This is a genomic window from Nonomuraea sp. NPDC049028 (genome assembly GCF_043197735.1).
Taxonomy (GTDB): domain Bacteria; phylum Actinomycetota; class Actinomycetes; order Streptosporangiales; family Streptosporangiaceae; genus Nonomuraea.
Map to the genome: position 1 here is coordinate 349,488 of NZ_JBICTR010000008.1, position 12,629 is coordinate 362,116.

Below are 12,629 nucleotides of genomic sequence, written 5' to 3' on the forward strand. Positions count from 1 at the left end.
GGCAGCCTATGAGATGACGGCGACCGGGAGCCGGTGCAGGTCGGCGACGGCGTCCGCGTAGACCTCCATCAGCCGCGACGACGTGGCCTGCCAGCCGAACGCCGCCGCGTGCTCACGGGCGCCGATCGACAGGCCGTCGCGCCAGGCCGGCGCGGTGACGAACCGGCGCAGCGCACGTGCCCACTCGTGCGAGTCATGGCCGTCCACGAGCACACCCGACACGCCATCCTGTACGGCCGTACGCAGCCCGCCCACGGCGGCCGCCGCGACGGGGGTGCCGCACGCCTGCGACTCCAGGGCGACCAGGCCGAACGACTCGCTGTAGGACGGCACGACGGTCACGTCGGCCGCGCGGTACCAGTCGGCCAGCTCGTGCTGCGGCGCGGGCGGCACGAGCCGGACGACGTCGGAGATGCCCAGCTCGGCGGCGAGCTCGGCGAGGAGGGACGGCCTGGCCAGGCCGTTGCCCGACGGGCCGCCCACGCACGCGACGACCAGGCGGTCACGCAGCGAAGGGTCGTCGATGAGCATCCGCGAGGCGGCGCGCAGCAGCACGTCGGGCGCCTTCAGCGGCTGGATCCGGCCCACGAACAGCAGGACGTGGGCGTTCTGCGGCAGCCCGAGACGGCGCCGGGAGGCTCCCTGTGAAGCGGGCTGGAAGACCGTGAGGTTGACACCCGGGTTCACCACCGCGACGCGTTCCTCCTGCGCCCCGTACAGCTCCATGAGCTCGTTCGCCTCGTCGGCGGTGTTGGCCACGAGCCGGTCGGCGATCTCCACGACCTGCTGCTCACCCACCACGCGGGCCTGCGGCTCGGGCTGGTCGTTCTGGGCCAGCAGCAGGTTCTTCACCTTGGCCATGGTGTGCATGGTGTGCACCAGGGGCACGCCCCAGCGCTCCTTGGCCAGCCAGCCGACCTGGCCGGACAGCCAGTAGTGCGAGTGGATGACGTCATAGCGGCCGGGGTCGTACATCGCCTCGGTCCGCAGCACGCCGGACAGGAACGCGCAGAGCTGGCCGGGCAGGTCGGCCCTGGTCAGCTCCTCGTACGGTCCGGCGGTCAGGTGGCGGACCATGACACCGGGGGCGAGGTCGGCTACCGGTGGCAGGTCACGTCCAGTGGCCCGGGTGAAGATCTCCACCTCGACGCCGGACTCGGCCAGCCGCTTCGCCGATTCGACGATGTACACGTTCATCCCGCCGGCGTCGCCCGTGCCGGGCTGTTCCAGGGGAGACGTGTGCATGCTGATGGTCGCGACCCGGTTGACCCGTCGTCGCCTCACCCGACACCACCTCCAAACGCAGTACAACTATGCAGAACATCCCGACATTCCCGACAAGCGGGGTGTCATGGGCAGTGCTGGCAAGATGTGTGCCATGAAGAAGACAGCTGTGGTGACGGGCGCGAGCAGCGGGATCGGTGAGGCGACGGCGCGGCGGCTGGCCGCCGAGGGCTACGACGTGGTGGCGGGCGCGCGACGTCGGGACCGGCTGGACAAGCTGGCCGCCGAGGTGCCCGGGATCCGCCCCGTGTCCCTGGACGTGACCTCTCAGGAGTCGGTGGACGCGCTGGCGGCCTCGCTCGACCGGTGCGACGTGCTGGTCAACAACGCCGGTGGCGCGCTCGGCATGGAGCCGGTGGCCGAGGGGCGGCTCGACGACTGGCAGCGGATGTACGACACCAACGTCCTCGGATCCTTGCGGATGACGCAGGCCCTGGTGCCCATGCTCGTCGAGTCGGGCGACGGGGTGCTGGTGATGCTCACCTCGACCGCGGGGCTGGTGGCGTACGAGGGCGGGGGCGGCTACGTGGCCGCCAAGCAGGCGCAGCGGTCGATGGCCGAGACGCTCAGGCTGGAGCTGGTCGGGCAGCCCGTACGCGTCGTGGAGATCGCGCCGGGCATGGTCCAGAGCGAGGGCTTCGCGGTGACCCGCTTCCGCGGCGACGAGACGGCGGCCGCCCGCGTCTACCAGGGCGTGCCGGATCCGCTGAGCTCCGACGACGTGGCCGACGCGATCGTGTGGTGCGTCACCAGGCCCGCGCACGTGAACATCGACCGCCTGGTCATGCGCCCGCGCGCCCAGGCCGCCCAGCACCGGGTGCACCGCGTCGGTGGCTAGGCCGGTCGGTTCGATCACCAGGGGCACGACCGGGCACAACCGGCTGCGGCGCGCCGACCGGTGGATCGCCGCCGCGCATGGCCGTCTGCTGCGCGGCGCCGTCCGGCCGCTGGCCGTGGACCTCGGCTACGGCGCCTCCCACACCACCACGCTGGAGCTGTTCACCCGCCTGCGGCGGATCAGCCCGGACATCGAGGTGGTGGGCATCGAGATCGACCCCGCGCGGGTCGCCCTGGCCAAGCCGTACGAGCGTGCCGGGCTGAGCTTCGCCCTGGGCGGCTTCGAACTGCCGGTCTCGCGTCCCCCGCTGCTGATCCGGGCCTTCAACGTCCTCAGGCAGTACGGCGAGGCCGACGCCTGGCGCTACTGGGAGGCGCTGCGCGGCCGGTTGGCCCCCGGCGGCGTCCTGGTGGAGGGCACCTGCTCGGAGAGCGGCCACCGGGCGATCTGGGCCGGTCTGGATCGGGACGGCCCGCGCACGCTCACCCTCTCGGCCAGGTTCGACGCCTTCGACCGCCCTTCGGACCTGGCCGACCGCCTGCCGAAGACCCTCATCCACCACAACGTCCCCGGTGAGCGCATCCATGCGTTCCTGAGCGACTTCGACCGCGCCTGGGCGAGAACCGCCCCGTACGGCGCCCACGGCCGCCGGCAACGCTGGCTGGCCGCCATGGACCTGCTGGCGAACTCCTGGCCCATCCACCGGCATCCACCGCTCGGCGGCACGGCCAGATGGCGCCTCGGCGAACTGACCCTCCCCTGGGACTCCGTGGCGCCCCTGTGACTAAAGAGCGGCTGACTAAAGAGCGGCGGAGAAGGCCGCGTAAGCGACCGCGTCGAACAGGACGAACCGCACTTCGTCCACAGCTGTGGAAACCTCCCGCACAGTGCGCAGCGCGATGCGGGCGCCGTCGTCCAGTGGCCACCCATAGATGCCGGTCGAGATCGCGGGAAAGGCCACCGATCGGGCCCCCAGTGAGTCGGCCACCCGGAGCGACTCGCGATAACACGAGGCCAGGACTTTGGAGCGGTCATCGGTCCGCGAATAGACCGGCCCGACGGTGTGGATCACCCAGCGGGCGTCGAGCCGTCCGGCGGTCGTGGCCACGGCCTGCCCGGCCGGCAGTCCCTTGCCGTAGTGGGACGTCCGCAACGCCCGGCATTCGGCGAGAATCTCCGGCCCACCCCGCCGGTGGATCGCGCCGTCGACCCCGCCCCCGCCCATCAGCGACGAGTTGGCGGCGTTGACGATCGCGTCAACCGTCTGCGCGGTGATGTCCCCCTGTACGAGCGTGACGTCCATCTCACCAGCATCCCGGATGGCTGCTCGACGCTGTGTAGTACTACGCTGAAGAGTGTGAAGGGTCTTGGCGAGCTCGAACGCAGCATCATGGACATCATCTGGGCGGGGAGCAGCCCGCTGACGGCCCGTGAGGTCGGCAGGCTCATAGCCGACCGCGATCTGGCCCCGACCACCGTCATGACCGTCCTCGACCGTCTGACCCGCAAGGGGTTCCTCCAGCGGACCCGAGACGGCCGCGCCTGGCGCTACGAGCAGGCGGCGAGCCGCGACGCGTACATCGCTGAGCTTATGCTGGAAGCTCTGGACCTGACGGGCGACCGCTCGGCCGCCCTCACCCGCTTCGCCCAGGCCGTGTCCGGCTCTGAGGCGGAGATCCTGCGCAGGGCTCTCACGGAGCTGGAGCTGGAGGAAGAGTGACCACGGCAGCGACGCTGGCAGCGCTCGCCCTCGCGTGCGGGCTCGGCTCCTGGCGTCTCACGACTGCCCGCTGGACGTCTCGTGCCCCTCGGATCGCCATCATCCTCTGGCAGTCCCTGGGCGTGGCCTGGGGCCTGGCCACGACCGGCGCCATGCTGGCGTACGCCGTGCAGCCCTCCGGGCTGGGCATCCTGCCGGGCATGGCGGCCTTCCTGAGCGGCGAGCGGCCGCGCGGGACCTGGGATCCGCTGCACATGACGGCGATGATCGCCGGGCTGACCTCACTAACCGTCCTCATCGTGGTGCTGATCACCGCCGGCGTGCAGGCGCTGCAGGCGCGCAGGCGGCACCGCGTGCTGCTCGCGCTGATCGCCCGCGACGACCCGGGCGTGCCCGGCGTGCGGGTGCTCGACCATCCGAGCGCGGCGGCCTACTGCGTGCCGGGGCTGCGCTCGCAGGTGGTGGTCAGCGAGGGGGCGCTCAAGCTGCTCTCGCACGACGAGCTCACGGCCGTGCTCGCGCACGAGGCCGCGCACGTACGGGAGCGGCACGACCTGGTGCTGCTGCCGTTCGCCGCCCTGCGCCGGGCCCTGCCCTGGTCCAAGGTGGTCTGCGAGGCGCAGGCGCAGGTCGAGCTGCTCATCGAGATGGCCGCCGACGACCGCGCGCGCCGCTACTGCTCGCCGCGCAGGCTGGCCACCGCCCTGCTCAGGTTCGGTACGGCCGGCGCCATGCCGACCCCGCAGGGCATGCTCGGCGTACGCGCCCAGAACGTCATGGCCCGGGTGGATCGCCTGATCAAGCCGGGTCCCGCACTGCCCACCACGATGCGCTTCAGCATCCTCGCCCTGTCCGTCACGTTGGTCACCGCCACCCCGTTCCTCTGGACCATCCAGTTTTAGCGCTTGCTGGCGTTAGCTTTGCGTTTGCAATTGCAAGCACTCTGGGGCACACTAGAGGCATGGCACTACCGAAGGTCGGCTCGATCGGCGAATACATCCGCGAGCAGCGGCAGCAGGCGAAGATCTCGCTGCGCCAGCTCGCGGCGGCCGCAGGGGTGTCCAACCCCTACCTCAGCCAGATCGAGCGCGGTCTGCGGAAGCCGAGCGCGGAGATCCTCAACCAGATCGCCAAGGGTCTGCACATTTCATCGCAAGCGCTCTATGTGCAGGCGGGCCTGATCGAGGATCGCGAGCCGCCGAGTGATGTCATCACCGCGATTCGCGCCGACGCGAACCTGAGCGGGCGGCAACGCCAGGTGCTCATCGATATCTACGAGTCGTTTCGCAAGGAGAAGCGCGCCGAAGACGAGCAGACCTCCCAGAACGCTCATCTCCGGCACGACTCCGAATCGGACGACGAGCCGCTGCCTGAGGAATATCTCGCCGCGCTTGAGCCTTTCGCGGCGTCCACCGGCAATGGCACCGCCAACCAGGAAACCAAGGAAGGTTAACCCATGACGCTGGCCACTGAGGTCAAGAAGCTCACCGACTCCAAGCCTTTCTACGCCGTGGCGGGTGCGGGCGACTACGCGGTGGAGAAGCTGCGGGAGCTGCCCGAGCAGCTGCTGAAGCTGCAGTCCCGGCGCGCTGAGATCGCCAAGGACCTGCCCGTGAAGGCCCGCACCTACGCCGACAAGGCCGAGGGCTTCGCCAGGGAGTTCCCCGAGAAGGCGCGCACCTACGCCGACCAGCTGACCGTGCTGGCCACCGAGGTCTACGAGGACTTCGCCACCCGCGGGCGCAAGGTCGTCAGCAAGACGACCGGCGAGGCCGCGCTGGAGCTGGAGGAGGTGTCGGAGGCCGCCGAGCCGGCCGTCGCCACCCCCGTCAAGAAGCCCCGCACCACCAAGGCCACCACGCCCAAGGCCTGACACCACGCCGAAAGCCCACCTCCGCACGGAGGTGGGCTTTCCGCTTCGGGGGTGCCCGTTTGTCGGGGGCGCCTACTAGGCTGGGGCCGTTTCATCGCGAGGGTTGGGCGGGACTCACATGGAAATTGTCAACGGCGGCTTGAATCTTCTCTTCCTGCTGCTCGCGGCCGGCATCTTCGGCATGTCGGTCTATGCGCTGGTGCACGCGGCGCGGGTGCCGGCCAACGCGTTCGTGTCGGCCGGCAAGCTGCAGAAAAACCTCTGGCTGATCATCCTGATCCTGGCCACGCTGTTCTCCGCCGCGGGCGCGTGGTCCTACTTCCAGGCCTTCATGTTCCTTGGGGGCAGCGAGTTCCTCGGGATCGGGCTGGGGTTCTTCTCGATCATCGCCGTCATCGCGGCGACGGTCTACGTCGTCGATGTCAAGCCCGCCGTCAAGGGCATGGGCGGGCGCGGTGGCAACAACGGCCCCTACGGACCTTGGTGATCCTTCCCGGGTAGGCGGCCGATGGCGTCGGCCAGCCATTGGGCCAGGTGGAAGTGGCCCTCGGCGGTCGGATGGATGCCGTCGGGGAGCAGCTGGCCGGGCGGGGTTCCGGTGATCCGCTGCTCGGCGAGCGGGTCCAGGAAGGGGACTGCTTCCTGCTGGGCCAGGCCTGACAGCGCGTCACGCAGCCGATAGGCCTTGCGTGGGGTGTCGTGCAGCCAGATAGGGCCGATCATGAGGATCCGGGTTCTCGGCCAGTGGGTCCGCGCCTCGGAGATGAGGCTCGCCGCCGCTCGCCGTACGCTCGTCGGCGACCAGGGGTTGTCGTTGTGGCCGCCTGAGATGATCAGCGTGTCGGGCGCGGGGCGCCAGGCCAGCTCGGCCTCGAACGACTCCTGGAACGTACGCCCGACGCGGCCCTGGTTGAGATAGCCGGTGCCGCCCGCGCCCGCGATGACCGGCTGCCAGCCGAGCAGCCGGGCCGACTCGGCGGCGTAGGTCCGCCAGAGCGGCACCGGGCCGGAGCCGACCGTGAAGCTGTCGCCGACGAACATCACGACGGGTGCGGCCGGCCCGCTCCGCGGCAGAGGCGACTCAGAATGAAGCTGCGCCGGGCTCGGCCAAGGTTCACCAGCCCCACCACCACATCCCGATATCGCACAACAAATCCCCAATATCGCGACAGCCGGTGCGATCAGGGCTCGATCCAGCAGGCCGCGCATAACCACCTCGGGGATTAAGCTGCCGACATGACTCATGACCTCCACGGGCGGACAGAACGGCTCGAATTGTCGGATCAGGACCTGCGCGACTTCGAGGCCGTCGTCCTTGACTCCACACCCGACGGAATCGTGCTGAGCAAGTCGGCATTCTATCCGGGCGGAGGCGGCCAGCCGGCGGATCACGGAGTTCTGCTTTGGCAGGGGGTGGAAACTCGGATCGTCGGAGTGCGCAAAGGCGATGATCTGCACCTGATTCCGGCAGAGGGCGATCCGGTCCCGCCGGTGGGCACGGTCGTTCAGGGGGCGGTGGCCGACGCGCGGCGTTCCGCCCTGATGCGTACCCACTCGGGGTTGCACGTCCTGTGCGGCGTCGTCTTCCGCGACTACGGCTCGCTGGTGACGGGCGGCAACATGGACGAGCTGAGCGCGCGGATGGACTTCAACCTGCCGGAGCTGCCGCCGGGCTTCAAGGAGGCGGTCGAGGACGCGTGCAACGCCGAGATCGTCGCGGACCGGCGGATCGACGTACGGGTGCTGCCGCGCAAGGAGGCGTTCGACATCCCGGACATCATCCGGACGGCGACCAACCTGGTGCCGGAGCATGTGGAGGACGTCAGGATCGTCGACATCGTCGGGCTGGACACCCAGGCCGACGGGGGCACGCATGTCGCCTCGACGAAGCAGATCGGGCGCATCAAGGTCGCCAAGATCGAGAGCAAGGGCCGCGGCTTCCGCCGCCTCCGCATCGCGATCTCGGACTGACGTCTCCGCGCCGCAGGACCAGCGTCTCCGCATCGCGCTCGCGGGCTGATCACGACCTGGCTCGGCCCGCGCCTTCGATGATCCCGGCCAGGCCGTCGAGCAGCGATCGCAGACCGAACTCGAAGAGCCGGTCGAGATCGAAGTCGAAGTCGCCCCCCATCCGGCGGATGACATCGACGAACGTGGGATAGGCGCCCGAGGTGACGACGGCCGTCAGCCGCGCGTCCTGGGCCCGCATCCATTCGTCGTCCGTGAGGCCGGTCTCGGCCTGCGCCTGAGACTCCAGCTCGAAGTTGGCGGCGATCCCCTCGACGTAGCTGTACATCAGGATGTGCACGTGCATCATGCTCTCCGGGTCGAGGCCGTGGCCGTCGACCGCCGCCAGCGCCCATTCGGCGTGCTTGAGCAGGCTGGGTGACGGCAGCGGCCGGCTCAGCGAGGTGATCCGGGTGAGCCATGGGTGCCGCCGGTAGGCCGCCCACTGCACGCGGGCCGCCACCTCCAGCCGGGCCCGCCAGCCGGGCGGCGGCTCGGCGGGGAGCGGGTATTCGCCGAACACCTGGTCGATCATCAGCTCGACCAGGTCGTCCTTGCTGCCCACATGGCGGTAGAGCGACATCGTGGCCACGCCGAGCCGACCCGCGACGCCGCGCATGGACAGCGCGGACAGCCCTTCGGCGTCGGCGATCTCGACGGCGGTCCGCACGACCCGCTCCCGCGTCAGATCACGCGCGGAGTCACGGCCCAGGTCACGGCCCGGGTCACGGCCCGGGTCACGGCCCAGATCGTGGCCCGGATCGCGGGAGACCGCATCAGGGGCGGGGCCTCGCGTCGGCTCTCGACTGGGGTCATGGGGGTCGCCGTGCGGCCGACGTGGTGACCGGGCCGAGGGTCCGGCGACGACCGTGCCGACGCGCGACTCGGCCACGACCACGCCTTCCTGCGCGAGCCGGGCCAGCGCCTTGGCGGCCGTGGCCAGAGCCACGTCCCAGTCCCTCGCCAGCTGCCTGGTGGAGGGCACCCGCTCCCCGACCCGCAACTCGCCGTCCGCTATCCGGCGCTTGATGTCGTCGACGATCCGCACGTACGGCGGCACCGCTTCCCCAACCACCCGGCCTCCTCCACCCCTGTACTAGTACAGAGATTAGCAGAATCCCAGTTGCAAAGCCTGTCTGTACGCCGTACATTCACCTCGTACAGCGTCAACAAAAGGGAGATCCCATGAACGTCCTCATCTCCGGCGCCAGCATCGGCGGACCCGTCCTGGCCTACTGGCTGCGCGAGCACGGCTTCGAGGTGACCGTCGTCGAACGCGCCCCCGCCCCCCGCCGAGGCGGCCAGGCGATCGACATCCGGGGAGCCGCCCTGGAGGTGGCCGAGCGCATGGGCATCCTGGAGCAGGCACGAGCCATGAAGACCGACATGCGCGGCATGTCGATGGTCGACGGCGACGGCAACGAGCTGATGCGCACCACCGAGGAGACGATCAGCGGCGGCCGGCTGGACAGCCCCGACATCGAGATCATGCGCGACGACCTGACCGCGCTCGTCATCGCCGCCTCGGGCAGCGGCGTCGAATACCTCTATGGCGACTCGATCGCGGCGCTCCACCAGAACGGCCAAGGGGTCCAGGTGACGTTCGAGAGCGGCGTGCGGCGGCGCTTCGACTACGTGGTCGGCGCCGACGGCCTGCACTCGAACGTGCGCGGGCTGGTGTTCGGCGAGGAGTCGCGGTTCATTCACCACCTGGGCATGTACGTGGCGATCTACAGCGCCGACAACTTCCTCGACCTGGACCGCTGGCAGGTGTGGCACCGCGAGGGCGACGCGGGGTTCGGCCTCTACACCGCCACCGGCAATGCCTCGATCAGGGTCAACATCGGCTTCGGTGGCGAGGACGTCGCCTACGACTACCGCGACATCGAGCAGCAGAAGCGGCTCATCGAGGAGCGCTGCTCCGGGCTGGGCTGGGAGACGCCCCGGCTGCTGAAGGCGCTGTGGGCGGCCGACGACTTCTACTTCGACGCGATGGCGCAGATCCGGATGGAGCGCTGGTCCGAGGGCCGGGTGACGCTGGTCGGCGACGCCGGCTACTGCGCCTCGCCGCTGTCGGGCCAGGGCACCAGCCTGGCGATGGTGGGCGCGTACGTACTGGCCCAGGAGCTGTCCAGGGACCCGCACGGCGCGTTCGACCGCTATGAGGCGCGGATGCGGCCGTTCGCCGAGCTCAACCAGGCCCTCGCCCTGGAGAACCCCGGCCAGGGCGCGGCCCCGGAGAACGTCCAGCGGGCCGCCAACGGCATCGCCCTCGACTGATCCAGCCTGGTCGGAAGACGCCCGTACGCCTCCAAGGAGGACGAACCGCTACGATGTGCCGCCATGACGGGTATCAGGCGCACGCTGGCCATACTGGGGGCCGTCGCTCTGTCGCTGACCGCCGTCCCCGCCACGGCGGCGGCCGGGATCACCGACGAGGTGACCATGAGCCTCGCCAAGAACGGCACACTGCACGTGGTCGAGAAGATCAGCGGCGGCTCGGGGGAGCTCAAGCGGACGTTCCTCACCAGGACCCGCTTCGACGACGACAATGACCGGCTGTACCAGATCTCGAACGTCAAGGGCGGCACACTCGCCGGCGACGTGCTGACCATGAAGGGGCCCGGAACCGTCGAGTACGACGTCAAGGGGGCCGTGACGCCCGCGGGTGCCATCGAGGAGCTGCGCTGGTTCGCGGTGAACGGCTGGAGCGAGCCGGTCACCAAGGCGACGGTCAAGGTGAGCGGTCCCGGCCAGGTGCAGAACCTGTCGTGCTTCGCCGGTGAGCTGACCTCGGCCATCGGCTGTACGTCCGCGTCCATGGACCACGGCGCCACCGAGGCCGCCTTCGAGCAGCAGAACGTGGGCCCCGGCCAGGCGCTGACCGTGGTCGTCGGCTACGCCAAGGGCTCCACCAGCGGCGCGCCGATCCTGGAGCGGCGCTTCTCGCTGGCCGGCGCGTTCACGCTGAACGGCGTCACCGGCGGCGCGCTGGCCGCCCTGCTGGTCCTCCTGCTCGGCGGCGTCGGCCTGCTCTACTGGACGCGCGGACGCGACTCCAGGGCCGCTGGCCACGAGCGCAACTCGGTCGCCCCCGTGCAGAACGGACGCTTCTCCCCGCCCGACGGTGTCCGGCCCGGCCAGATCGGCACACTGGTGGACGAACAGGCCGACGTGGTCGACGTCACCGCGACGATCGTGGACCTCGCGGTCCGCGGTTACCTGCGCATCGACGAGCAGCCGCGGCAGACCTACGACGCGCCCGACTGGACGCTGGTCAGGCTGCCGAACGCGCCGGTCAACACGCTGCTGCCGTACGAGCGGGCGCTGTACGACGCCATCTTCGACGGGCGCGACATGGTGCTGCTGTCTCAGATGTCCGGTTCGTTCGCCAGTCACCTGGGCAAGGTCCGCGACGCCCTCTACGCCGACGTGGTGACGCAGGGCTGGTTCGCCCGCCGTCCCGACACCGAGCGGACCCGCTGGACGGTCATCGGCGTGCTGCTCATCGGTGTGGGCCTGCTGGCCACCGTGGCGCTCGCCTGGTTCACCACGTACGGCCTGCTGGGCCTGGCGCTGATCATCGCCGGCGGCGCTCTGGCGGTCGGCGGCCAGTACATGCCCGCCAAGACCGCCAAGGGGTCGGCCGCGCTGGCGCACACGATGAGTTTCCGCGAGTACCTGTTCTCCGGTGACCTCGGCGAGGTGCCCGAACAGCACCGGGTGGAGCTGTTCTCCCGCTATCTCCCGTACGCGGTGATCTTCGATGGCGTGGAGCACTGGTCCCGGGTCGTCGCCTCGGTCACCGGCAACGGGCCCCAGTCCGACAACCTGTACTGGTATCACGGCCCGGCTGAGTGGGACCTGTCCAAGTTCGCCGGGTCGATGCGTACGTTCACCACGACGACCTCAGGCGCCATCTCGGCCAGCCGCCAGTTCCGCACGTTGTAGGAGCCCAGCGCTTAGCGGAGGCGTAGTTCGCCCACGGCGCGCCCGCCGCCCATCAGCGGCGGGCGGGCCATCGTGTCCAGCTCCGGGGCGTCCAGGCCGAGCGAGCGCAGCGCCGTCACCGTGGCGGGCGTGCGGGCCCGCTGCGCGCCGTCCTCGACCTTGACGGTGCCCGCCCGCCCGTCCTCGAACACGAACGCGTTGAACCCCTCCGCGCCCACCTTGACCATCAGCCCCGGCAGGGCCCGCATCAGCTCGGTCTCCGGCCTGATCGTGCCGGACGTCCACTCCGGATGCGCGCGCATGGTGTCGAAGATCCGCCGCTCGTACGAGCCCGCCTCCCCCAGAGCCAGCGCGCGGAAGGCTCGCGTCACGCCCACCATCGAGACGAAGAACAGCGGCGCGCCGCACCCGTCCACGCCCGAGGCCGCGACCCGCTCGCCCGTCAGCTCCTCCACCGTGCGGCGGATCGTCCGCTGCAGCGGGTGCGTCGGCTCCAGGTAAGTGGCGAGCGGCCAGTCGTTCAGCACACAGGTGGCGAGCATGGCGGCGTGCTTGCCGGAGCAGTTCATGTAGACGCGGCCCAGGTCGGTCGCCGCCCGGTCGGCGGGGTAATCCTCGGGGCAGAGCAGCGCCGACTCCGTCAGTCCGGCCTCCGCCAGGATCTTCCGCACGCCGTCGACGTGGTACGGCTCTCCGGAGTGGGAGGCGCAGGCCAGCGCGAGGAGTTCGCCGTCGAGCGCGAGCCCGGCGCGGAGCATGCCGACCGCCTGGAACGGCTTCATGGCCGAGCGCGGCGAGGCCGGCACGTGCACCGCGCCGTGCACCGCGACCGGATCGCCCGCGGCGTCCACGGTGAGCATGCGCACGTGATGGGTCGACTCCACGAATCCGGACCGGACAACCTCGACAACCAGCGACATTCGCCTCCCCTTTCGGCATGAGTCTACGAAGCCTTT

15 protein-coding genes are annotated in these 12,629 nt (G+C 70.2%); 10 read left to right on the plus strand and 5 right to left on the minus strand.

Annotated features, from left to right (window positions below; translation table 11 throughout):
- Positions 1–6 precede the first annotated feature (6 nt).
- Positions 7–1,245: a D-inositol-3-phosphate glycosyltransferase gene (gene mshA / locus ACGFJ2_RS32090; protein WP_357958294.1), complete on the minus strand. Its 1,239-nt coding sequence runs from the start codon at positions 1,243–1,245 to the stop codon at positions 7–9.
- Positions 1,246–1,378: 133 nt separating this feature from the next.
- On the opposite strand from mshA, the gene ACGFJ2_RS32095 reads away from it, so the two are divergent.
- Together ACGFJ2_RS32095 and ACGFJ2_RS32100 are read left to right on the plus strand one after the other, a co-directional pair.
- Entirely contained in the window at positions 1,379–2,122 is a 744-nt protein-coding gene (locus ACGFJ2_RS32095; protein ID WP_358205373.1) for an SDR family NAD(P)-dependent oxidoreductase, read from the plus strand.
- Positions 2,115–2,906 (plus strand): class I SAM-dependent methyltransferase, encoded by a 792-nt coding sequence (locus ACGFJ2_RS32100; RefSeq protein ID WP_393474613.1) that lies wholly within the window; start codon positions 2,115–2,117, stop codon positions 2,904–2,906. The genes ACGFJ2_RS32095 and ACGFJ2_RS32100 overlap by 8 nt, the downstream gene beginning before the upstream one ends.
- Before the next feature lie 15 nt (positions 2,907–2,921).
- Here the strand turns inward: ACGFJ2_RS32100 and ACGFJ2_RS32105 are convergent, their stop codons facing one another.
- Positions 2,922–3,425, minus strand: coding sequence for an O-acetyl-ADP-ribose deacetylase (locus ACGFJ2_RS32105; protein WP_393474616.1), 504 nt, complete (start codon positions 3,423–3,425; stop codon positions 2,922–2,924).
- Positions 3,426–3,479: 54 nt separating this feature from the next.
- Here ACGFJ2_RS32105 and ACGFJ2_RS32110 point away from each other — a divergent pair, with 54 nt between their 5' ends.
- From ACGFJ2_RS32110 to ACGFJ2_RS32130, 5 genes are all read left to right on the plus strand, one after another.
- The gene (locus tag ACGFJ2_RS32110) at positions 3,480–3,842 is read left to right on the plus strand and encodes a BlaI/MecI/CopY family transcriptional regulator (protein WP_225294249.1); all 363 of its coding nucleotides are present in this window, start codon (positions 3,480–3,482) and stop codon (positions 3,840–3,842) included.
- Entirely contained in the window at positions 3,839–4,744 is a 906-nt protein-coding gene (locus ACGFJ2_RS32115; RefSeq protein ID WP_357958074.1) for a M56 family metallopeptidase, read from the plus strand. The genes ACGFJ2_RS32110 and ACGFJ2_RS32115 overlap by 4 nt, the downstream gene beginning before the upstream one ends.
- 59 nt (positions 4,745–4,803) lie before the next feature.
- On the plus strand, positions 4,804–5,295 hold the full coding sequence (locus ACGFJ2_RS32120; protein WP_358205386.1) for a helix-turn-helix domain-containing protein: 492 nt from the start codon (positions 4,804–4,806) through the stop codon (positions 5,293–5,295).
- Between the two features lie 3 nt (positions 5,296–5,298).
- Complete coding sequence (locus tag ACGFJ2_RS32125; protein ID WP_357958078.1) at positions 5,299–5,715, plus strand: hypothetical protein; 417 nt, start codon at positions 5,299–5,301, stop codon at positions 5,713–5,715.
- A gap of 118 nt (positions 5,716–5,833) precedes the next feature.
- On the plus strand, positions 5,834–6,202 hold the full coding sequence (locus ACGFJ2_RS32130) for a DUF2516 family protein (RefSeq protein WP_357958080.1): 369 nt from the start codon (positions 5,834–5,836) through the stop codon (positions 6,200–6,202).
- Here the strand turns inward: ACGFJ2_RS32130 and ACGFJ2_RS32135 are convergent.
- A complete protein-coding gene (locus tag ACGFJ2_RS32135; protein ID WP_393475088.1) occupies positions 6,187–6,756 on the minus strand; it encodes an SGNH/GDSL hydrolase family protein in 570 nt (189 codons plus the stop codon). The genes ACGFJ2_RS32130 and ACGFJ2_RS32135 overlap by 16 nt on opposite strands.
- Before the next feature lie 195 nt (positions 6,757–6,951).
- Here ACGFJ2_RS32135 and ACGFJ2_RS32140 point away from each other — a divergent pair, with 195 nt between their 5' ends.
- The gene (locus ACGFJ2_RS32140) at positions 6,952–7,686 is read left to right on the plus strand and encodes an alanyl-tRNA editing protein (RefSeq protein ID WP_357958081.1); all 735 of its coding nucleotides are present in this window, start codon (positions 6,952–6,954) and stop codon (positions 7,684–7,686) included.
- A gap of 49 nt (positions 7,687–7,735) precedes the next feature.
- On the opposite strand, the gene ACGFJ2_RS32145 is transcribed toward ACGFJ2_RS32140, so the two are convergent.
- Positions 7,736–8,797 (minus strand): TetR/AcrR family transcriptional regulator C-terminal domain-containing protein, encoded by a 1,062-nt coding sequence (locus tag ACGFJ2_RS32145; protein WP_393474622.1) that lies wholly within the window; start codon positions 8,795–8,797, stop codon positions 7,736–7,738.
- Positions 8,798–8,907: 110 nt separating this feature from the next.
- Between ACGFJ2_RS32145 and ACGFJ2_RS32150 the strand changes: the two genes are divergently transcribed.
- Both ACGFJ2_RS32150 and ACGFJ2_RS32155 read left to right on the plus strand, forming a co-directional pair.
- Positions 8,908–10,002, plus strand: coding sequence for an FAD-dependent monooxygenase (locus tag ACGFJ2_RS32150; RefSeq protein ID WP_393474625.1), 1,095 nt, complete (start codon positions 8,908–8,910; stop codon positions 10,000–10,002).
- Positions 10,003–10,065: 63 nt separating this feature from the next.
- Entirely contained in the window at positions 10,066–11,673 is a 1,608-nt protein-coding gene (locus tag ACGFJ2_RS32155) for a DUF2207 domain-containing protein (RefSeq protein WP_393474628.1), read from the plus strand.
- An 11-nt stretch (positions 11,674–11,684) separates the two neighbouring features.
- Here the strand turns inward: ACGFJ2_RS32155 and ACGFJ2_RS32160 are convergent, their stop codons facing one another.
- Positions 11,685–12,593: an asparaginase gene (locus ACGFJ2_RS32160; RefSeq protein WP_357958088.1), complete on the minus strand. Its 909-nt coding sequence runs from the start codon at positions 12,591–12,593 to the stop codon at positions 11,685–11,687.
- Between the last annotated feature and the right edge of the window lie 36 nt (positions 12,594–12,629).